Below are 20,855 nucleotides of genomic sequence, written 5' to 3'. Positions count from 1 at the left end.
TTAAGGCATGAGGCGCATCGGCACCTGGGTCGCCCTCGGCGGCCTCCTTCTCAGCGCGGCCTGCGGCGGCGGCTCCGCCGCGACCCCCACGACCGCGACCAAGCCGCTCGCGGTGGGCTTCGTCGCCGAGCCCGCCAACCTCGACTTCACCGCCACAGAGGGCGCGGCCATCCCCCAGGCGTTGCTGGTCAACGTCTACGAGGGCCTGGTCAAGCTCGACCAGGACGGCAAGATCCAGCCCCTCCTCGCGGAGAAGTGGGAGGTCTCGCCCGACAACAAGACCTACACCTTCACCCTGCGCAAGGGCGTCACCTTCACCAACGGCGCGCCGTTCACCGCCGACGACGTTGTCTTCTCCGTCGACAGGGTCAAGAGCGACTGGAAGTTGAAGATCAAGACCCAGATGGACGTCGTCGACAAGGTGGAGAAGAAGGACGAGTCCACCGCCGTCGTGACGCTGAAGCAGCCGAGCAACGGCTGGCTCTACTCGATGGCCACCAGGCTCGGCGCGATGTTCAGCCGCACGGGGGTGGCCGACCTGGCCAACAAGCCGGTCGGCACCGGCCCCTACCAGCTCGGCTCGTGGAAGCGTGGCGACTCCATCCAGCTCACCGCCAACGAGAAGTACTGGGGGACCAAGCCGCAGGTCCCGCAGATCACGCTGAAGTACTTCAAGGACGCCACGGCGATGAACAACGCGCTGCTCACCGGCGGCATCGACATCATCTCCGCGGTCCAGGCGCCCGAGTCGCTCGCGCAGTTCGCCGACACCAACCGCTTCCAGGTCGTCGAGGGCACCACCAACGGCGAGGTGGTGCTGTCGATGAACAACTCCCGCCCGCCCTTCAACGACAAGAAGGTACGGCAGGCCGTCCGCCACGCCATCGACCACAGGGCGCTGCTCGACACCGCCTGGGCGGGGCGCGGCCAGCTCATCGGCAGCATGGTGGCGCCCACCGATCCCTGGTACGAGGACCGCACCGGCGACTACCCCTACGACGTCGCCAAGGCCAAGGAACTGCTCGGCGGCAAGACCCACAACGTGAAGATGCGCATCCCCAACCTGCCCTACGCGGTCGCCGCGGCGCAGGTGGTCAAGTCGCAGCTGGCCCAGGTCGGGATCACCGCGGAGATCGATCCGCTGGAGTTCCCCGCCAGATGGCTGGACTTGGTGTTCAAGCAGGGCGACTACGACCTGTCCATCATCAACCACGTCGAGCCCCGCGACATGGGCATCTTCGCTGACGAGTCGTACTACTTCCGTTACGACAACCCCGAGTTCGGCAAGCTGCTGGCCTCCGCCGACTCCGGCACCGAGCAGGAGCAGGCCGCCGACCTGAAGGCGGCCGCGAAGCTGCTGTCCGAGGACGCCGCCGCCGACTGGCTGTTCCTCTTCCCGAACCTCATCGTGGCCAAGAAGGACATCACCGGCGGGCTGCCGAAGAACGGCATCTCCGAGGCCTTCGACTTCACGGCCCTCACCAAGCGGTGATCTCGTACCTGGCCAAGCGCGTCGCGGTGCTCCTGGCGAGCACCGCGACCGCGGGTGTGGTCGTCTTCGCCTTCATGGCGCTGCTGCCCGGCGACCCCGCCGAGGTCGCACTGGGCGTCAACGCCACTCCCGAGGCGATCGAGGCGCTGCGCGGGCAGTGGGGCACCGACCGGCCGCCGCTCACCCAGTTCCTCGACTGGATCGGCGGGCTGGCCGCCGGTGACTTCGGCGTCTCCTACGTCACCAGCTCGCCCATCGGCCAGCAGATCGGCGAGCGCCTCGGCGTCACGCTCACGCTGGTCGTCGGCGGGATGGTGATCGCCCTGATCGTCGCGGTCCCCGCCGGGACCTTCGCAGCGGTCCACCACCGCAACCCCCTCGGGGCGCTCATCAGCGCCGCCAGCCAGGTCGGCATCGCCGTCCCGGCCTTCCTCGCGGGCATCCTGCTGGTCTTCGTCTTCGCGGTTCAGGCCCAGGCGCTGCCGTCGGGCGGCTACGTACCGCTGACGGAGGACCCCTCGATGTGGTTCCAGTCGCTGCTGCTGCCGTGGCTGTCGCTCGGGCTGGTGCAGGGCGCGGTGCTCACCAGATACGTGCGCAGCGCGGTGCTCGAGGTGATGCGCGAGGACTACCTGCGCACCGCGCGCGCCAAGGGAAGGGGGCGCATGGGCGCGCTGTGGCGGCACGGCCTGCGCAACGCGGCCATCCCGGTCGTCACCGTGCTCGGACTCCAGCTGGCCACGCTGCTGATCGGCGCGGTCGTCGTCGAGCGGGTCTTCGTCATCCCGGGGCTCGGCGACCTGCTGCTCAACGGCGTGGCCCAGCGTGACCTGCTGCTCGTCCAGGGGGTGGTCATGGTGCTCGTCGTGGCCGTCCTGCTGGTGAACTTCGTGGTGGACGTCGCCTACGCCGTCCTCGATCCGAGGTTGCGATGAGAGGGAACCTGGTCATCGGCGCCGTCCTGGTCGGCCTCACCGTGGTGGCCGCGCTGGTGTCGTTCGTCTGGACACCGCACGACCCCACGCTCGTGGACGCCGCCCACCGGCTCGCCCCGCCCGGCGGCGACTACCTGCTCGGCACCGACAAGTTCGGCCGCGACACGCTCAGCCAGCTCATGGTCGGCGCGCGCACCACGCTGTACGTCGGCATCGTCGCGGTCGGCATCGCCGCCGTGATCGGCACGCCGCTGGGCATGCTCGCCGGCATGACGCCGCGCGGCTGGCTATCCGAACTGATCATGCGGGTCAACGACCTGGTCTTCGCCTTCCCCGCGCTGCTGCTCGCGGTCATGCTCGGCGCCGTCTACGGGGCGGGCACGCTCACCGCGATGATCGCGATCGGCGTGGCCACGGTGCCCGCCTTCGCCCGCATCGCGCGCGCGGCGACGATGCAGGTCATGCTGACCGACTACATCATGGCCGCCCGCGCCTCGGGACGGCGCGGCCCCGCCATCGCGCTGCGGCACGTCCTGCCCAACATCGGCTCCATGCTCATCGTGCAGGCGTCGGTCTCCTTCGCCATCGCCATCCTGGCCGAGGCCGCGCTGTCGTTCCTCGGCTTCGGCACGCGCCCGCCGACCCCCTCGTGGGGCCGGATGCTGCAGGAGGCGCAGGAGCTGCTGTTCTCCACGCCGCGCCTGGCCCTGTGGCCAGGGCTCGCGATCGCGCTGGCCGTCCTCGGCTTCAACCTCCTCGGCGACGGCCTGCGCGACCACCTCGACCCCAAGCTCAGGAGGATCCGTGCTGAGCGTTGAGGCACTCACCGTCAGGGCCGACGGCGTGGAGCTGGTGCGGGAGGTGTCGTTCGGCATCGCGCCGGGCGAGCGCGTCGGCCTGATCGGCGAGTCGGGCTCGGGCAAGTCGCTCACCGCGCTCTCGCTGATGGGGCTGCTGCCCGAGGGCGTCAGCGCCACGGGCTCGGCCACGCTCCAGGACCAGCCGCTGCTCGGCGTGCCGGACAAGCGGGTGAAGGGCCTGCGGGGCAGGGTCGTGTCGATGGTCTTCCAGGAGCCGATGACCGCGCTCAACCCCACCATGCGGGTCGGCGCCCAGGTCTCGGAGGTCATGACGCTGCACGGCGTGCCGCGCGCCGAGGCCAGGCAGCGCGCGCTCGACCTGCTCGGGCGGGTGGGCGTCGAGGCTCCGCGCGCCTACCCGCACCAGCTGTCGGGCGGCCAGCGGCAGCGGGTGATGCTGGCCATCGCGCTGGCCAACGAGCCTTCGCTGCTCATCTGCGACGAGCCCACCACCGCGCTCGACGTGACCGTCCAGAAGCAGATGCTGGAGCTGATCGTCGAGCTGGCCCCTGCCGTGCTGTTCATCACCCATGACCTGGCCGTCGTCGCCTCCGTCTGCTCGCGGGTGCTCGTGATGTACGGCGGGCGCGTCGTGGAGAGCGGCCCCCTGCGCGAGGTGTTCACCAACCCCCGCCACCGCTACACCGAGGGCCTGCTGGCCGCCTCGAAGCTCACTCCCCGAGGCACCCGCCTGCCCATCATCCCCGGCGCCGTCCCCTCGAGGTTCCCCTCGGGCTGCCCCTTCAGGGACAGATGCGCCCAAGCCTCGCCGGCCTGCGAGAGCGACCCAGCGTTGACAGGAGAGGGCCATGCCTACGCCTGCTGGCACCCCCGTGATTGAGGCCCGCGACCTCACCCGCGTCTACCGCGCCTCGCGCTTCAAACCCGGCGTCGAGGCGCTGCGCGGGGTGTCGCTCGACATCGGGCGCGGCGAGCGGTTCGGGATCGTCGGCGAGTCGGGCTCGGGCAAGTCCACCCTGCTGCGCCTGCTGTGCGGGCTCGACAGGCCCACCAGCGGCTCGGTCCGCTTCGAGGGCAGGGAGATCACCGGGCTCGGCGAACGTCAGCTGCGCTTCCTGCGCGACGACCTGCAGATCGTCTTCCAAGACCCGATGAGCTCGCTCGACCCGCGCATGAGGGTCCGCGACATCGTCGCCGAACCCCTCGTCGCCCTCGGCAGGCCCGTCGGCGACCGCGTGGCCCAGCTGCTGACCGAGGTCGGCCTGCCCGCGTCGGCGGCCGACCGCTACCCGCACCAGTTCTCGGGCGGGCAGCGCCAGCGCATCGCCATCGCCCGCGCCCTCGCGCCGAACCCCAAGGTGCTGGTGGCCGACGAGCCGGTCAGCGCGCTCGACGTCTCCGTGCGCGGCCAGATCCTCAACCTGCTGGCCGACCTCATCGACACGCACGGCCTCACCCTGGTCTTCGTCTCGCACGACCTTTCCGTCGTGCGGCACGTGTGCGAGTCCGTCGCGGTCATGCACCGCGGCGTCGTCGTCGAGCGCGGCCTCGTCGACGACGTGTGGTCCCGTCCCCAGCACGACTACACGCGGACGCTGCTGCAGGCCGTACCCACTCTGGAGGGACTGCTGTGATCGAGATCGATGCCCAGGGAGTCGTGGAGTTCACCCAGGAACTGGTCCGCGTCCCGAGCACCAACGACCCCGCCCGCGGACGCAGCGAGCAGCCCGCCGCCGACCTGGTCGAGGCGAAGATGCGCGCATGGGGCTGGGAGGTCGTGGTCGAGGAGGCCGCCCCCGGCAGGCCGAACGTCGTCGCCGTGGTCGAGGGCGGCGGAGGCGAGGGCCCGACGCTGATGTTCGAGGGTCACACCGACGTGGTGACCGAGGGCGACCTGTCGGAGTGGACCGTGGACCCGTTCGGCGGCGAGATCCGCGACGGCAGGCTGTGGGGGCGCGGCAGCGCCGACATGAAGTCGGGCCTGGCCGCCGTCATGTACGCCACCAGGGCGCTGCAGCTGGCGGGCCCTTTCCCCGGCCGGATCAAGGTGTGCGCGCTGGCCGACGAGGAGGGCCTGATGATCGGCGCCCACCACTTCGTCAACTCCGCCCTCTCGGCGGGCGTCGACGCGGCGATCGTGGCCGAGCCCGAGGCGGGGGAGATCTGCGCGGTCGCCAAGGGAGCGCTGCGGTTGCGCGTCGACTTCACCGGCAAGATGGCGCACGGCGCGATGCCGCAGCACGGGCGCAACCCGATCCAGGCGGTGGGCGCCCTCCTGGTCGCCCTGCGCGCCTACCAGGACGAGCTGCAGGCCGCCCATCCCGCGCACGAGCACCTCGGCGAGGTGTACGTCACGCCGACCGTCGTCCAGGCGGGCAGCCAGGAGCAGGTCAACGTCATCCCCGCGGTCGCCTCCGTCTTCGTCGACGTGCGCACCGTTCCCGGCGTCGCCCACAAGGAGGTGGCCGACAGGGTCGAGGAGCTGGCCGCCTTCGACGGCATCGGGTCGCGGTTGGCCATCCTGGTGGACAGACCGCCCGTCGAGGTGCCGGTCGAGCACCCCGTCGTCACCGCCCTCGCCGCGGCGCACACCGCGGTCACGGGTGAGGAGCCGGTGTACGGCGGCGTGCCGGGCTCCACCGACGGGACCGTCCTGACGCACTGGGGCGGGATCCCCTCCGTGGTCTACGGGCCAGGCGGCAAGTGGATCGCCCACCAGGCCGACGAGTTCGTCGAGGTCGAGGAGATCGTCCGCTGCACCCGCGTCTTCGCCGAGGCCGCGCGGCGCTTCCTCACCGGCACGGACGGCTCCCGATGAGGCGGGGGCCGACCAACTCGCTGGCCGACGTCGAGGGGCTCAGGGTCGGGCACGCCCAGCGGGTCGGCGACGGCTACAGGACAGGGGTCAGCGTGGTGCTGGCCCCGCAGGGCGGCGCGGTCGCGGGCGTGGATGTGCGCGGCGCGGCGCCCGGCACCCGCGAGACCGAGCTTCTCGACCCGCGCAACCTCGTCGAGCGCGTCCACGCGATCGTGCTGACCGGCGGCAGCGCCTACGGACTGAGCGCCGCGTGCGGCGTCATGGAGCGGCTGGCCGACGCGGGGACGGGCTTCCCCGTCGAGGGCGGGGTGGTGCCGATCGTGCCAGGCGCCGTCATCTACGACCTCGGGCGGGGCGGGAGCTTCCGCGCCACACCCGACGCCGCGATGGGCGCCGCCGCCTACGACGCTGCGCTCTCCTCACCAGGCGCCCTCTCCGGAGGGCTCTCCGCGGACGGGGCGGCCTCCCGTCCCGGGGTCAACGGGTCGGTGGGCGCGGGTACGGGCGCCGTGGCAGGAGGGCTGGCAGGAGGGGTCGGGACGGCGAGCGCGGTCCTGCCCTCGGGGGTCACCGTCGCCGCCCTGGCCGTCGTCAACGCCGCGGGCTCGGTCCTCGACCCGCGCAGCGGCCTGCTGTCCGGCGTCAGGTACGGCCTGCCGGGCGAGTTCGACCACGTCGGCGAGCCCGACACCGGCGAGTACGAGCGATGGCGCCCGCGGAAGGCGCCGTCGTTCAACACCACGATCGGCGTCGTCGCCACCGACCTCACGCTGTCCAAGGCCCAGTGCGGCAAGCTCGCGGGCGTCGCGCACGACGGCCTGGCCAGGGCGATCAGGCCCGCGCACACGATGGTCGACGGCGACACCATCTTCGCCATGTCGACCTGCGGCCTGCCAGGCCCCGACGACACGGGACTGCACGACGTGCTGGCCGCGGCGGCCGACGTGTTCAGCAGGGCCGTGGCCCACGCCGTCCTCCACGCCACCGGCAGGGAGGGCGCCCCCGCCTACCTGGATGTCTTCCCTAGCGCACGGAGCGGACGATGAGAGAAGGGCTGCCGATCGGGGCAGGCTGGCTGCCGGTCGAGGAGACGGCCGAGGTGGTCTTCCCCTACGACGGGAGCACGGTGGGCCGGGCCCCCGTCGGGACCGTCGAGCTGGCAGGCAGAGCCCTCGACGAGGCGCTCGCGGTGGCGGGCCAGATGGCCAGGACACCCTCGCACGCCCGCCGCGCCGCGCTGATGGGCGCGCACGACGCGCTGCTGGCGCGCAGGGAGGAGTTCGAGCGCCTGCTCGTGCTGGAGACCGGCAAACCGCTGGTCGACTGCAGGGTGGAGGTCGCCAGAACGCTGGTCACCCTGGCCACGGCGGCCGAGGAGGTGGCCAGGCTGCACGGGGAGACCGTGCCGCTCGACCTGCTGCCCGCGGGGGAGGGGCTGGTCGGGTTCTGGACCAGGAGGCCGATCGGGGTGGTCGTCGGTATCACCGGCTTCAACTACCCGCTGCTGCTGGCCGCCCACAAGATCGCGCCCGCGCTGGCGGCCGGCTGCCCGGTGATCGTGAAGCCCGCCCCCGCCACCCCGCTGGCGACGCTGCTGCTGGTGGAGGTGTTGCGCTCGGTCGGCGCTGTGCCCGCCGCGGCGGTGCAGCTCGTCACGGGCGACGTGGAGGTGGGCAGGGCGCTGGTGGAGGACCGCAGGATCGGCGCCGTCTCCTTCACCGGCTCCGCCGCCGCCGGCCACGCCATCGCGCGCAACGCCGCCCCCACCAAGGTGGTGCTGGAGCTGGGGTCGAACGCCGCGCTGGTGGTCGCGGCCGACGCCGATCTCGAGGCCGCCGCCGACGCGGTCGTGCGCGGCGGGTACTACGCGTCGGGTCAGGCGTGCATCTCGGTGCAGCGAGTCGTGGTCGAGGAGGCGGTGCGCGCCGACTTCCTCGACCTGCTGGCCGCCCGGATGAAGGACGTGGTCGTCGGCGACCCCCGCCTGCCGGAGACGAGGGTGGCGCCGCTGATCGACGAGCGCGCGACGAGCAGGGTGCTCGGCTGGGTGGAGTCGGCGGTGTCGGCGGGCGCCCGGCTGGTCACCGGGCCCGCGCCGGCCGGCGGGCGGGTGATCACGCCGACCGTGCTGGCCGACGTGCCCGACGGCGTGGAGGTGTGGGACGAGGAGATCTTCGGGCCCGTGGTGTGCGTGCGGGCGGTGGCCGATCTGGAGGAGGCCTTCGAGACCGTCAACCGCTCCAGGTACGGCCTGCACGTCTCGGTCTTCACCAGGTCGCTGGCCACGGCCTTCGCCGCCATCGAGCGGCTGGAGGCGGGTGGCGTGGTGGTGAACGAGGTGCCTGGCTTCCGCGCGGACAACATGCCGTACGGGGGCGTCAAGGACTCCGGCATCGGCCGCGAGGGCCCGCGCTTCGCCATCGAGGAGTTCACCGTGACCAGGATGGCGATCATCCGTCCCTGACCCCGTCATGGCCGAAGTGGATGGACGTGAAGATAGTTTTCGCGTTTCATGGCGATCATGGCGAATATCTCACGCAGAACGGTGCTCAAGGGCGCGGTGCTGTTACCCGCGATCCCGGGCACGGCCCTGTCCGCCGACCTGGAGCAGCGGGCCATGGCCATGGACCCGCCGGTCTTCCTGCTGGAGACGGCCGTGCCGCCGCACTTCACCGGCGAGGGTCTGACCATCAGCGACAAGACCTCCGTCTGCGGGACGAGGTCGCTGCGCTGGGACCACCAGGGGCGGGCAGTGATCACCGTCAGAGCCCCGCTCAGGTGGGCGGCCGACCCCTACAGGCCGGGTGACGACCAGGCGTGGCAGGGGCTCGTGGACGCCTTCTGCGTGTGGATCCACAACGAGACCCCTGTCGACGACGTGGTGCGCTTCGAGTTCGGCAGGGGCGACAGGACCGACCTGTGGTTCGAGTTCCACCTGAACTACACCGGCTGGCGGACGGCATGGGTGCGCTACGCCTACGACATGCGCGGCAGGCCCAGGCCCGACATGGACACGCTGCGGATCATCGCGCCGCGCCGTACCGGGAGCCTGCACCTGGACCAGTTGATGCTCAACGTGCCCCTGCGTCCCGACGCGCCGTGCAGGGACTACCAGCTGCCCGAGATCGCCGCCGAGGGTGACGAGTACGACAACCAGCACTGGCAGGCCCTGTACCTGTTCGACAGGCTCCTCGCCGAGCACAGGCCGCAGGTGAGGCCGCCGACGTCAGAGGAGAGCGCGGCGCTGCGGGCGCTGGTCACCCGCTATCACGACGAGTACCTCATCGCGCAGGTCAGGCCGGACCTACCGGCGCTCACCGCGCAGACCGAGGCGCTCATGGGCCGTCCCGTCCACGCCTACCAGTCGCAGATCTACCCCGTCGAGATCGCCGCCGAGCTGAGGGCGTTCGTCAACCCCGTCACCCTGCGCGCCTGTACCGACCTGATGAAGACGATCGCCCAGGCCTACCAGGCCAGCCCGCCCGACAGGCCCGCCCTCGCCGCGCTCTACCTGAAGATCGTCGCCCACCTGCGCGAGCAGGGCTGGACCAGGGGCAGCTGCCAGGGGACGATCCACCACCTCGGCTACGACGTGCGCGGCTACTACGACTCCGTCTACCTCATGCGCGACGCCCTGCGGGAGGCCGGCCTGTTCGAGCAGGTGCGCGCCGACCTCGACTGGCTGACCGGGCTGGGCAGGATCTTCCGTGGCTGGAAGCACCGCATGGCCCACGGCTCCATCATGGACATCTTCAACACCACCTTCCGCGGCCTGCTGGCGGCCGTGCTGCTGCGCGACACCGAGGCCGAGCAGGTCGCCTACCTGAAGGCCCTGCGCGACTGGCTGAACACCGCCCTGCTGCCCACCGACGGCATCCAGGACGGGATCAAGGTCGACGGCACCGCCTTCCACCACGTCGGCTTCTTCCCCGACTACGTGCGCGACGGATTCGCCGGCCTCGCCCCGCTGGTCTACGTCATGAGCGGCGGCGCCTTCGCCATCTCCACCGAGGCGTCCGGCTGGCTCAAGAAGGCCCTGCTCATGCAGCGCGTCTACGCCGGCAGGACGCAGTGGCCGATCTCCCTCAGCGGCCGCAACCCCATCGGCACCACCGCGCTGTCGATCGTGCCCTTCCAGTGGCTGGCCCCGATCGACGACGAGATCGGCGCGGCCTTCCTCAGGCTGCTGCCGGCCTCGCCCACCCCGCAGCAGAAGGAGCTGGCCGCGAAGCTCGCCGCCAGGGGCGTCGTCGCCGAGCCCTCGCCGACGGGCAACTGGGCGCTCAACTACGCCGCGCTCACCGTCCACAGGCGCGGCGACTGGCAGGTCACCGTCCGAGGACACAACCGCTACCTGTGGTCCACCGAGATCTACGTCGGCGCCAACTGGTACGGCAGGTACAACACCTACGGCCAGATCCAGGTCGTGCACCGCGGCACCAACCTCGACAGCGGCTACTCCCACGCCGGCTACGACTGGAACCGCAGGCCGGGCACGACCACGATCCACAAGCCGCTCGACGCGCTCAAGGGCGACCTCACAGGGGCGATCGAGGAGATGCTGCTGACCGACTCCCGCTTCGGCGGCTCCTGCGCCATCGACGGACGGCACGGCCTGTTCGCCATGGACCTGCACGAGCACCCGAAGTACGAGGGCACCCACAGGGCGCGCAAGTCGGTGTTCCTGTTCGACGACAGGATCGTGGCTCTCGGCACCGGCATCACCAACGCCGACGGGGCGCACGAGACCGAGACCACCCTGTTCCAGACCAGGAGGACGGGCGCCGTCGTGATGGACGGCGACCAGGTCCCCTTCCCCTACGACAACCGCGACCTGCGGCCTCGCTGGCTGCTCGACGACAAGAACATCGGCTACTACCTGGCTCCGGGACAGCGGGCCGGGCTCACCCGCTCCACGCAGGCCTCACGCCACAACGCCACCGAGGCGCCCACCGGCGGCGACTTCTCCACCGCGTGGATCAGCCACGGCCGCGCCCCGCGCGCGGGCTCCTACGAGTACGCCATGGTCGTCGAGACCACCGCCGAGCGCATGGCCGCCTTCGCCGCCGACGTGCCGTACGAGGTGGTCAGGGCGGACGGCCTCGCGCACGTGGTCACCGACCGCGCCACCGGGATCACCGGTTACGCCGTCTTCGAGCGCGTACGGCTGGCGGGCCCGATCCTGGAGGTCGACACGCCCTCGCTGCTCATGACCCGCCGCGACGGCGACGACCTCGTCCTCGCGGTCGCCGATCCCGACCTTCGCCTGTACAACGGCATCGACCACGACCAGTACGAGGGAGGCCGCTACGTCGGCCACTACAGCCCGTGGTCACGGCCGTGGCTGACCCGCCCCAGCCATCCCCACCTGCTGCGGGTGACCGTCCAGGGCAGGTGGAGGGCGCAGGGCCCGTGCGGGGCGCGGATCACAGGGGGCAGGACCGTGCTGGAGTTCGAGACGGTCCACGGCACGTCGCTACAGGTGAGGCTCAGTTCGGCGGATTGAACCTGCCGTCGACGGCGGTCCAGCCGCCGTCGACGTACAGGACCGAGCCCGTCACGAAGGTGGCCGCGTCGGAGGCCAGGTAGACCACGGCGCCGGCCATCTCCTCGGGCCGCGCCCACCTGCCGAGCGCCGACTTGGCGGCGTAGGCGTCGTACCAGGCGGGATCGTTCTTGATCTGGCTGGTGAGCGGCGTCTCGACCACCCCGGGCGCGATCGCGTTGACCCGCACGCCCGAGGGACCGAACTCGGCGGCGGCCGTCCGCAGCAGTTGGACCAGGCCCGCCTTGGTGGCCGAGTAGACGCCCTGGCCGGGCTCGGTCACCGCCGCCCTGATGGAGGCGAAGCCGATGATCGAGCCGGTTCCCCGCTCGACCATGCCGGCGCCGAAGGCCCTCAGCACCTCGAAGGAGGCGCGCAGGTTGAGGTCCACGACGCGCTGGAACTCCTCGCCCGAGTAGTCGAGCAGCCGTTTGCGGACGTTGGTGGCGGCGGTGAACACCAGCACGTCGACGGCTCCCGCGGCGGCGGCCGTCTCCCGCACCGCCTCGGTGTCGAGCACGTCGAGCAGGACGGCCGAGCCGCCGCAGCCTCGCGCGGTCTCCTCGGCTGAGGGCAGGTCGCGGTCGGCGCAGACCACCTGCGCGCCGTGGGCGGCCAGCGCCAGGGCGGCCTGCCTGCCGATGCCGCTGCCCGCCCCGATGACAACCGCCCGACGCCCGTCAAGGCGGAACAACCGCTCGTAGTCCATGGTCGAACCCTACCCACTGGTCCGACCAGTGCACTAGGTGGCTCCTGTGTAGAGTTCCACCGTGCTCATCGAGGAACGTCCGCTCGCCGACGCCCAGCTCCAGGCCCTGCTCGAGGCGGCCTTCGCCGAGCTCGTCGCGCGCTACGGGCCGGAGGGACGCTCGGGCGTGGACCCCGCCGCCCGCTTCCTCGTCGCGGTGGACGAAGGACGGCCGATCGCCTGCGCCGCCCTCCAGCAGGCGGACGACCGGACCGGCGAGATCAAGCGGATGTACGTCCTGCCGTCGCACAGGGGGCGAGGAGCGGCGAGGGCGCTGCTGAAGGCGCTCGAGACGCTGGGAGCCGAGCTCGGCCACACCCGCCTCAGGCTGACCACGGGCATCCGGCAGCCCGAGGCGATCGCGCTGTACGAGAGCGCGGGGTACACGCCGATCCCCGCGTACAGCAAGTACGTCGACGAACCGACGAGCAGGTCCTACGGCAAGGAGCTCGGGCGGTAGGTCAGAGCCTGCGGACGTTGGTGGCGCAGTAGTCGAAGCTGTCCTGGGAGCGCTCGACGAGGTCGAACTCCACGGCGTCGCCTTCGTGCAGCTCCCTGTAGCCCTCGCCGAGGATGTCGCTGAAGTGAACGAACGCGTCGCGGCCAGAGGGAAGATCGGGGGAGGAGACGGCTCCCCACCCTTTCTCGGACTTCCAGAACTTCACGGTGCCTCGGGTCATGAGGAAATCATGCCGCCTCGGGCCGCACAGGCGACAACCCCATGCTCTCCCCGGGCGGCACGCGGGAGCAGGCGGAAGGTGCGGGCCCGTGCCATGGTCAGCTGTTTCCCGGCCTGGTGAAGCCCAGGGGAGTGCCCCCGTAGGGGGCGATCTTGACGTCGGAGCCCGTCCTGGGCGCGTGGATCATCGTGCCCTCCTTGGGGTCGAGCACGATGCCCACGTGGTCGGCGATGCCGTCGCCGTCGTTGTCGAAGAAGACGAGATCGCCTGGCTGCGCGTTGCCGTCTGGGACGCGAGGTCCGCGCATCCACTGATCGTGGGCGACTCGGGGGATGCGGGTCCCCGCCGACTCGTACGCGCGCAGCGTCAGCCCGGAGCAGTCGAAGGAGTTGGGTCCCGTCGCGCCCCACACGTACGGGTCACCGATCTGCTTGAGCGCGTAGTCGATGACGGCCTGGGCGCGGGGGTTGGACGCCAGGCTGCTCGCGTTCGGCGGGACGGCGAGCGAGGGCGCGCCGCCCCCGCCGCCACCTCCGCCACCTCCGCCGCCACCGCCTGATCCGTTCGTGCTGTACCCGTTGGCGCCGGCCGGCGTGCTGCCCCCGTTGTAGGACGCCAACTGCGTGGTCGAGGTGCGGGGCAGGAAATCGGGGTCGGGGATCCAGCGCATCGCGGGGTTGTTGCCGGGGACGAAGTCCCGATCGCCGGGAGCCGGGATGGCGGAGAAGAACTGCACCTCGCCGAGGTACTTGCCGATCTCGTCGGTCGCGTTCTTGATGGCCTGGGTCGCCTCGGCCGTCGGCGCCTTGGCCCGCTCGAGGGCGTCGGACACCTGGGCCCTGATGCTGGTCAGCGAGATCGCGGTGGTCTCGGGGTCGTTGCGCTGCGCCTCCAGCCAGGCGCTTTTCTCGCGGTAGAGCGCCTGTACCTTGCCCTTGGCCGTCTCCAGCGCGGTCTCCGCGGCATCCAGCTTGCCGGCGCAGCTGGTCAGGGCGTTGCTCAGCGCCGTACCGGCCGCGGGATACTTGGCCATGTAGTCGGCGAAGCTCTCGGCGGCGCCGCCGTTCCACGCGTTGTTCACCGTGTTGACCGCGCGCTTGACGGCACCGGTCTCCGTGGTGAAGTTGGTGGCCAGCGTCCGCCAGCGCTTCGAGATCTTCGAGATCTCGGCCTGGTCGCCGGTCAGGTCGTCGATGAGGCGCTGGATGGCGCTGAAGTACTGATCCGTCACGCCTGCTCCGTCCGGGGACCGGGGGATGGGTCGGCCTTGCGAACGTTGTCGACGACCTTGTAGATGGCCGCCTCCACCTTGGTCAGGTTCTGATGGGCGTGGCGTGCCTCGGCTTCGATCTTCGCCTCAAGGTCGCTGACGGCCTTGACCAGCTTGTCGGAGAAGCCCTCGAGGTCTCCGAAACAGGAGGAGCCGACGCTCGGGGGAGCCTCGTCGGCCAAACTCTTGAACTGGTTCGCGACCCCTCTGGCCCTGGTCGCGCACTCTTCGAGCCCGTCATAGTAGATCTCGAACCCCGCCACGTGAGTCACGCCTCTCGTGCCACACCAACATCAACTGTTCCGAGAATCTCACACCTTTGGCACTTTTCGGGCGGGGTCGCGCGGCAGACCGGGTCGGCGTTCGCCTGATCATGCGTCGTTCCGTCACCTGGTGGGGGCCGGAGGCTGCACCCGGTTCGGTGGCCCTGCCGTACCGGTCGAAGGGTTGTCCTCGCGGCGGGCACAGCCGTACACGATGACCTGAACGACCTCCTGGACGACGTTTCTGCTGACGCTCCCCGGCGCCGCGGACGCTGGCCACCGCCCGCGGCGCCAGCGTGTCGTCAGCCTGCCGAGGCTGCCAGGGACGCGGCTCCAGGGCGGCAGGTCAGCGGAAGTCGGTGATGCGGAAGACGGCCAGCATGTCCGCGCCCCTGGCGCCGGTGGAGAAGGAGGCTTCGGCGCCGACCCACCCGCGGAAGGCGCCCCTGTCGTCGATGATCTGCATGAGCGGTTTGACGTGGGAGTTGCCGGTGTAGCAGAACTGGCCGCGCTCCATCGCCAGGCAGGTGCACCAGTGCCACAACGTGTCGCGGCGATCGGAATTGGAGACCTTCGTGAGGTAGTACTGGATGGAGCTCACGTTCGCCTTCGTCCCGCCACCGTACGTGGGGCAGCCGCCCGACTTCTGGCACGCGCCCGAGGACGACGGCTGCAGGTAGGTCAGGCACCACGTGGTGCTGGCGCAGGTGCGGAAGGAGGAGTGGGCGAACCGCTGGCCGCCGGAGTTGACGATCTCGCCGCCCGCCCAGCTAGTCAGATCCTGTCTGAGCGTGCCGGAGAACGCCTTCACCGAGCTCATCGCACGCCGCGTGCCGAGCGCCGCGTTGCTGCCGTATCCGTAACCGTGGGTGGCCAGGGTGCTGTGCTTGAGGTCCAGACGGGCGAGCGTGCCGTCGGAGGAGGGCCGCACGAACCACTGCTCGGTCCACGTCTGGGCGATCTTCCACCGGATGCTCACCACGTTCCCTGACACGGTGTACGTCCCGGTGCGGTTCTCGTCGGGGGCGCCGGTGAAGCCCCCGGCGGTGAGCACCTCGCAGGTACGGGGGCGCGATGCGGAGCCGCCTGCCTTGGTGGTGCAGCCCGAGTCGGGGGTGGTGCCGGTGCCCTGCCTTGCCTCGGGACGGCGCTGCCACCACAGATGCAGGGCCGCGGTCACCGTGCCGTCGGCGGTGAAGCGGTAGCTGCCGAGTCGTACCCAGTTCTGGTTGGATGCGCCCTTCAGGTGTCCTTGCGAGACGACGTAGGTGGCCTTGCCGCCCGGCAGGGCCGCCGTGGACGCGGCGGCAGGCCAAGGGGCGATCGTGCAGACGAGAAGGAAGGTGAGGACCGCCGCGATGGGGGGAACCGCGCGCATGAGATCTCCCTGTCAGCTCCGGACGTGCCGTCGTGCGCCGATATCCGGTCTGCGCCGGAAAGGCTCCAAGCCATACTGCCGGGCGGGTGACCCCTTGTACGCCGAATGCCCAACAAGAGCGTGTCGTTCCACCTGGATCAGGCCGGTGGCGGGTGGCCGGGCGTGCCGATACCCCTGCGCGAGGCCGCGTCTCAGCGGGCTCGGTGCCGGCGTCAGTACAGGATGCTGGGCAGGTACGCCCCTGCGGGCTCGTTGTAGAGCCCGACGGTCATCAAGGTCATGAGCTGGGTGACCTTGAGCCCATGGCGCAGACACCACTGGAGCAGCGCCGCGTCGCTCGCGGGCACGAGGATGCCAGGGCCGCCGAAAGCCGTGGCCGAGGCGATGAGCGCCTTGAGATCCTCGGTCGTCTCGCCCACGGCGTGGGCGAAGAAGGCCAGGTCCGTGGCGTAGCCGGTCACCCGGCCCTCGTGCTCGACGACACGGGCCGTGCCCTGCTTGAGCGCGTCGCTCACCTCGCCGCCGCGGTCGACGCCGTGGACGCGCCTGGACACCTCGTTGCAGGCGGCCAGGTCCGCGTCCGTCGCCGGCCGTACCGTGTAGCCGGGGACGGTGTGCCCGATCGGCGGGCCCTGCAGGCAGGCCAGGGTCTCGCGGAACTGGAAGCCCAGGCCCGCGTACAGGGCGAACGACCTGCAGTGGTAGGCCGACTGCAGCAGCCGGATGCCCGGCGCCTGCCGCTCGTCGGCCCGGCGCATGACATCCTCCATGAGCCTGCGGCCGACGCCGGCGTTCTGGCAGGCCGGATCGACGGTGACCGGCCCGATGCCGACGACGCTCGAGCGCTCGTCGAGGAAGTTGCTGCCGGCGATCCGGCCGTCGAGCTCCGCGGTCACGCTGTAGAAGCCCGGGTGGCCCAGAAGCGTGTCCATCAGCCCGGTCGCGGCCTCCACGCTGGGAAAGTCGCCCACGAAGCCGTGTTCGCGGGCCAACCGGTCGAACGCTTCGAAGCAGATCCTTCCGCAGTCAGTCGCGTCGGCGCGCGCCCCCGGCCGTAGGAGAAGCTCCATGGCGTAACCTCCGTCTCCGCTGGTCACCAGCTCGGCATGCGTCCGCTCTGGATCTGGAAACGCCATCTCCTCCATGAAAGCACCCTGCCGTCGCACGGCGCAGCGCGGCGCGGCCGGTTCGTCGCGGGCCTCCTGGTCCCGATGCTTCCCCACATGGTGATCAGCGGCGTCCTCGGCGCACTCGGGGTCGACCTGGGCGGAGGCGAAGGCTCCGCGGGGGAAGACGGTCTTCCTCGCCGTCGGCTTCGCCGGGATCCTGGAGCATCTGGACGATCACCCGCCGCCGCCCGTCGGGCTTCGGCGGTGGATCCCGGTGACGCCGGCCTTCGCGGCTTCGGGCTCGCTGTTCGCGTGGAGCTGCTGGAAGTTGCCGATGGTGATCCTGCGGCCCGGCGGGTTCGTGACCGCCGAGCACACGATGGCCGCCGTCGTTCAGCACCGCGCGAGCATCGGCGTGGGCCTGACCTTCATGGTCGTCATCCTGCGAGTCGCCCGACGCGCGGGCGTCTCCCGCTAGGCGGACGGCTCCAGCAGGGCCGCGGCGCGGGCGCGGTAGTCGGCGACCCCGCGCAGCTTGACGTGCTCGTAGCCGCGGATCACCTCGGGCAGCCGCACCAGCTCCATGACCGTCTCCTCAGGGGCCCCCGACGCCAGGGCGCGCAGCACGTCGCGGGTGTACTCCTCCGGCAGCGACCGCTCGGTCCTGCGCACCTCGCCGAGACCGAACACGTCCAGCTTGGTGCCGCGCAGCGTGCGCAGGCCGTACAGGGCTTTGAAGGCGGGGTCGAACCACGGACCTAGGCTCAGCTTGCGCTTCATCCCGAGCGCGCGCAGCACCGGCGGGTGCAGGTTGTAGGCGACGCGGGCGCCGTGGCCGAACTCGGCGGCGATCCTGGCGCGCTCGGCCGGGTCGAGGTGCAGCCTGGCCACCTCGTACTCGTCCTTGTAGGCCATCAGCCTGTGCAGCTGGGTGGCGTACGCCTCGGTGATCGCGACCGGCGCGCGCGAGTGGACCTCGCGCACGGCCTCCAGGTAGCGCAGCGCGTAGCGCGGACTCTGGTAGGCGACCAGGTCGGGCACCCGTACGGCCAGCAGCCTGTGCAGCTCGCCGTCGGCGAAGGCGATCTGCCGCAGCACCTCGGCCGAGGGGGCGGCGGGCTCGGGGACGGTGAACAGCGCCTCCACCGCCGAAGGAGCGCAGATCACCGCGCGCCCCCAGTGGAAGGCGGTGGCGGACTTGCCGAGCGCCTTCTCCATCGACTCCAGCGACAGCGGGATCAGCCCGCGCTGCCAGGCCGCGCCCAGCACGATCGTGTTGGCCTGCATGTGGTCGCCGAACAGCGCCTGGGCCAGGCGTTCGGCGTTGAGCGCGACGACCGAGCGGGTGCGCGACTCGAGAGCGGCCAGCTGGGGGCCGAGGTCGGTGACGTGCTGCGAGGGGTCGAGCACCATCGCGCCCGTGGGCGACAGGTGGGTGGAGACCACGGCCACCGTGCGCTCGGGGGAGGCGGTGCGCAGGTGCTTGGGGTCGGTGCCGCCGATGACGTCGAGGGCGAGGTAGGCGTCGACGGAGCCCGCGGTGGCCTGGGCGGAGCGGTCCTCGTCGCCGTCGAACAGGCGCAGGTCGGAGACGACCGTGCCGCCCTTCTGCGCCAGGCCGGTCTGGTCGAGGCCGCGCGACTGGCGGCCGTCGAGCATCGCGGCCTTGCCGAGCAGCCGCGCGACCGACACCACGCCGGTGCCGCCGATGCCGACGAGCCTGATCGTGGCGTCTCTGACGACGACGTCGGGCGCGGGCATCGCAGGGGGAGCGGGGACGGCGGCGCGCTTGCGCGAGCCTGGAACGATCGTGAGGAACGACGGGCAGTCGCCCTCGACGCAGGAGTAGTCCTTGTTGCAGGAGGACTGGTGGATCTCGGTCTTGCGGCCGAACTCGGTCTCGACAGGCAGCACCGACAGGCACTCGGACTTCTGCCCGCAGTCGCCGCAGCCCTCGCAGACCCGCTGGTTGATCGCCACGCGCTTCACCGGGTCGGGCAGGTCGCCCTTCTTGCGCAGCCGCCGCTTCTCCGCGGCGCACTGCTGGTCGTGGATGAGGACCGTGACGCCCTCGATCGCGGCCAGCTCGCGCTGCGCGGACTCCAGGTGGGCGCGGTCGCGCACGGTGGCGATGCGCGACAGCCGTACGCCCTTGTAGCGGGAGGGCTCGTCGGTGGTGACGATCACCTTGCGCACGCCCTCGAGCTCCAGCCAGCTGGTCAGCGCCGCGACCGACAGCGCAGGGGTGATCGTCTGGCCGCCGGTCATGGCGATGGCGCTGTTGTACAGGAGCTTGTAGGTGATGTTCACTCCGGCGCCGACCGCCGCCCTGACGGCCAGCGAGCCCGAGTGGTGGAAGGTGCCGTCGCCGAGGTTCTGGAAGATGTGACGGGTGCCGGTGAAGGGCGCCTGCCCGATCCACTGCGCGCCCTCACCGCCCATCTGGGTGAGCCCCGTCAGCTCGCCCTTGCCCTCGGGGTTGAGCACGACCATGGTGTGGCAGCCGATGCCCGCGGCCACGACCGAGCCCTCGGGGACGGCGGTGGAGCGGTTGTGCGGGCAGCCCGAGCAGAAGAACGGCGTGCGGGAGGGGCCGAGCAGCTTCAGCGGTTCGCGCGGGCGCGGCAGGTCGATGGAGAGCCGGTCGGCGAGCACCCTGGCGACCAGGTCGGCGTCGACGCCGCCGTGCTGCGGGATGACGGCCTTGCCGGTGACCGCGGGCGCGTCGGGCGTGCCGTAGAGGACATCCTTGACCAGGCCCTCCAGCAGCGGCGCCTTCTCCTCGACCACGATGATCTCGGAGAGGCCGCGGGCGAACTCCTTGACCACCGTGGGCTCCAGCGGCCAGAGCATGCCGATCTTCAGCAGGCGGACCTCGTCGCCGACGCCGAGCTTCCTCAGCGCCTCGCGCACGTCGTAGTAGGCCGTGCCCGCCGCGACGACGCCGAGCCGCGCCTCGGGCGCGGCGCAGGTGATCTGGTTCAGGCCGTTCTCACGGGCGTAGGCGCGGGCCAGCTCCAGCCGCGGCCCGACCAGGGTGCGCTCCATGTCCAGTGAGTACGGCGTGAGCAGCGTCGCGTCGGGTGTGTGCCGGTACGGCCTGCCCTGCCACTGCACCTCGGGCATGACGGGCTTGATCCGCTCGGGGTCGAGGTCGACCGTCGCGGTGGCGTCGACCACGTTGGCCACCGCCTTGATCGCCACCCAGAGGCCGCTGGCCCGCGAGGCGGCGATCGCGTGCCTGCCCAGGTCGAGCAGCTCCTGCACGGTGCCGGGGTAGACCACGGGCATGCCGAGCGCGACGAGCGTGCTCTCGGTGGCGCTCGGCAGCGTGGAGGACTTGCAGGTGGGGTCGTCGCCGCAGAGCGCGATCAGCCCGCCTTCGGGGTGCGCGCCGACGAAGTTGCCGTGCCTGAACGCGTCGGCCGCCCTGTCGACGCCTGGGGCCTTGCCGTACCAGACGCCGAGGACGCCCGCCTTGCGGGGATCCGGCAGCGCGGTGACCAGCTGGCTGCCCCACACCGCCGTGGCGCCCAGCTCCTCGTTCTGGCCGGGACGGTGCACGACACCCTCGGGTGTCGACCTGGCCAGCTCCTGGTCGAAACCGCCCAGCGGCGAGCCGGGATAGCCGGAGACCATCGCGCCGGTGTCCAGCCCCGCCCTGCGGTCGGCGGCGAGCTGGTCCTTGAGGAGGTGCACCAGGGCCTGGGTGCCGCTCATGAACGCGTCGGTGGTCATGTCGAGAGATTATTTCAGGGGTCGGGATAGCCGATGTCAATACTTGCGGCGTTTTCCG

The 20,855-nt window shown here is 71.1% G+C and carries 18 protein-coding genes; 11 read left to right on the top strand and 7 right to left on the bottom strand.

Going from position 1 to position 20,855, the window contains the following annotated elements; all coding sequences use genetic code 11:
• Positions 1 to 7 precede the first annotated feature (7 nt).
• Genes ABFX55_RS20450 through ABFX55_RS20410 form a run of 9 tightly spaced genes read left to right on the top strand, consistent with a single transcriptional unit; the run spans position 8 to position 11,572 of the window.
• A complete protein-coding gene (locus tag ABFX55_RS20450) occupies positions 8 to 1,492 on the top strand; it encodes an ABC transporter substrate-binding protein (RefSeq protein WP_346123277.1) in 1,485 nt (494 codons plus the stop codon).
• On the top strand, positions 1,489 to 2,427 hold the full coding sequence (locus tag ABFX55_RS20445; protein WP_346123275.1) for an ABC transporter permease: 939 nt from the start codon (positions 1,489 to 1,491) through the stop codon (positions 2,425 to 2,427). The genes ABFX55_RS20450 and ABFX55_RS20445 overlap by 4 nt, the downstream gene beginning before the upstream one ends.
• The gene (locus tag ABFX55_RS20440) at positions 2,424 to 3,245 is read left to right on the top strand and encodes an ABC transporter permease (RefSeq protein ID WP_346123273.1); all 822 of its coding nucleotides are present in this window, start codon (positions 2,424 to 2,426) and stop codon (positions 3,243 to 3,245) included. The genes ABFX55_RS20445 and ABFX55_RS20440 overlap by 4 nt, the downstream gene beginning before the upstream one ends.
• On the top strand, positions 3,232 to 4,128 hold the full coding sequence (locus tag ABFX55_RS20435; RefSeq protein ID WP_346123271.1) for an ABC transporter ATP-binding protein: 897 nt from the start codon (positions 3,232 to 3,234) through the stop codon (positions 4,126 to 4,128). Before ABFX55_RS20440 ends, ABFX55_RS20435 begins: the two co-directional genes overlap by 14 nt.
• A complete protein-coding gene (locus ABFX55_RS20430; RefSeq protein WP_183645363.1) occupies positions 4,097 to 4,882 on the top strand; it encodes an ABC transporter ATP-binding protein in 786 nt (261 codons plus the stop codon). The genes ABFX55_RS20435 and ABFX55_RS20430 overlap by 32 nt, the downstream gene beginning before the upstream one ends.
• Positions 4,879 to 6,066: a M20 family metallopeptidase gene (locus ABFX55_RS20425; protein WP_346123269.1), complete on the top strand. Its 1,188-nt coding sequence runs from the start codon at positions 4,879 to 4,881 to the stop codon at positions 6,064 to 6,066. Before ABFX55_RS20430 ends, ABFX55_RS20425 begins: the two co-directional genes overlap by 4 nt.
• Entirely contained in the window at positions 6,063 to 7,112 is a 1,050-nt protein-coding gene (locus ABFX55_RS20420) for a P1 family peptidase (RefSeq protein ID WP_346123267.1), read from the top strand. The genes ABFX55_RS20425 and ABFX55_RS20420 overlap by 4 nt, the downstream gene beginning before the upstream one ends.
• Positions 7,109 to 8,530 carry an aldehyde dehydrogenase family protein gene (locus ABFX55_RS20415; protein WP_346123265.1) on the top strand — a complete coding sequence of 474 codons (1,422 nt, stop codon included), beginning with the start codon at positions 7,109 to 7,111 and terminating at the stop codon, positions 8,528 to 8,530. Before ABFX55_RS20420 ends, ABFX55_RS20415 begins: the two co-directional genes overlap by 4 nt.
• Before the next feature lie 57 nt (positions 8,531 to 8,587).
• Positions 8,588 to 11,572, top strand: a complete 2,985-nt coding sequence (locus ABFX55_RS20410; protein WP_346123264.1) for a chondroitinase family polysaccharide lyase — start codon at positions 8,588 to 8,590, stop codon at positions 11,570 to 11,572.
• Here the strand turns inward: ABFX55_RS20410 and ABFX55_RS20405 are convergent.
• The gene (locus ABFX55_RS20405; protein WP_346123262.1) at positions 11,556 to 12,320 is read right to left on the bottom strand and encodes an SDR family NAD(P)-dependent oxidoreductase; all 765 of its coding nucleotides are present in this window, start codon (positions 12,318 to 12,320) and stop codon (positions 11,556 to 11,558) included. The genes ABFX55_RS20410 and ABFX55_RS20405 overlap by 17 nt on opposite strands.
• Positions 12,321 to 12,381: 61 nt before the next feature.
• On the opposite strand from ABFX55_RS20405, the gene ABFX55_RS20400 reads away from it, so the two are divergent.
• Complete coding sequence (locus tag ABFX55_RS20400; protein WP_346123261.1) at positions 12,382 to 12,819, top strand: GNAT family N-acetyltransferase; 438 nt, start codon at positions 12,382 to 12,384, stop codon at positions 12,817 to 12,819.
• A 1-nt stretch (position 12,820) separates the two neighbouring features.
• Here the strand turns inward: ABFX55_RS20400 and ABFX55_RS20395 are convergent, their stop codons facing one another.
• The 5 genes from ABFX55_RS20395 to ABFX55_RS20375 form a co-directional block, all read right to left on the bottom strand.
• On the bottom strand, positions 12,821 to 13,039 hold the full coding sequence (locus tag ABFX55_RS20395; RefSeq protein WP_346123259.1) for a cold-shock protein: 219 nt from the start codon (positions 13,037 to 13,039) through the stop codon (positions 12,821 to 12,823).
• Positions 13,040 to 13,136: 97 nt separating this feature from the next.
• Entirely contained in the window at positions 13,137 to 14,270 is a 1,134-nt protein-coding gene (locus tag ABFX55_RS20390) for a bifunctional WXG100 family type VII secretion target/C40 family peptidase (protein WP_346123258.1), read from the bottom strand.
• A complete protein-coding gene (locus ABFX55_RS20385) occupies positions 14,267 to 14,581 on the bottom strand; it encodes a hypothetical protein (RefSeq protein WP_346123256.1) in 315 nt (104 codons plus the stop codon). The genes ABFX55_RS20390 and ABFX55_RS20385 overlap by 4 nt, the downstream gene beginning before the upstream one ends.
• 337 nt (positions 14,582 to 14,918) lie before the next feature.
• Positions 14,919 to 15,950: a hypothetical protein gene (locus ABFX55_RS20380; protein ID WP_346123255.1), complete on the bottom strand. Its 1,032-nt coding sequence runs from the start codon at positions 15,948 to 15,950 to the stop codon at positions 14,919 to 14,921.
• Positions 15,951 to 16,162: 212 nt separating this feature from the next.
• A complete protein-coding gene (locus ABFX55_RS20375; RefSeq protein WP_346123253.1) occupies positions 16,163 to 17,020 on the bottom strand; it encodes a GNAT family N-acetyltransferase in 858 nt (285 codons plus the stop codon).
• Between the two features lie 313 nt (positions 17,021 to 17,333).
• On the opposite strand from ABFX55_RS20375, the gene ABFX55_RS20370 reads away from it, so the two are divergent.
• On the top strand, positions 17,334 to 17,537 hold the full coding sequence (locus ABFX55_RS20370) for a hypothetical protein (RefSeq protein ID WP_346123251.1): 204 nt from the start codon (positions 17,334 to 17,336) through the stop codon (positions 17,535 to 17,537).
• Here ABFX55_RS20370 and ABFX55_RS20365 read toward each other — a convergent pair.
• Positions 17,534 to 20,797: an indolepyruvate ferredoxin oxidoreductase family protein gene (locus ABFX55_RS20365; protein ID WP_346123249.1), complete on the bottom strand. Its 3,264-nt coding sequence runs from the start codon at positions 20,795 to 20,797 to the stop codon at positions 17,534 to 17,536. The two genes, ABFX55_RS20370 and ABFX55_RS20365, sit on opposite strands and share 4 nt — an antisense overlap.
• Positions 20,798 to 20,855 lie beyond the last annotated feature (58 nt).

Source organism: Nonomuraea roseola, from assembly GCF_039535395.1.
Taxonomy (GTDB): domain Bacteria; phylum Actinomycetota; class Actinomycetes; order Streptosporangiales; family Streptosporangiaceae; genus Nonomuraea; species Nonomuraea roseola.
Note: the sequence above shows the minus strand (reverse complement) of the source record. Positions and strands in the feature narration are given on the sequence as shown.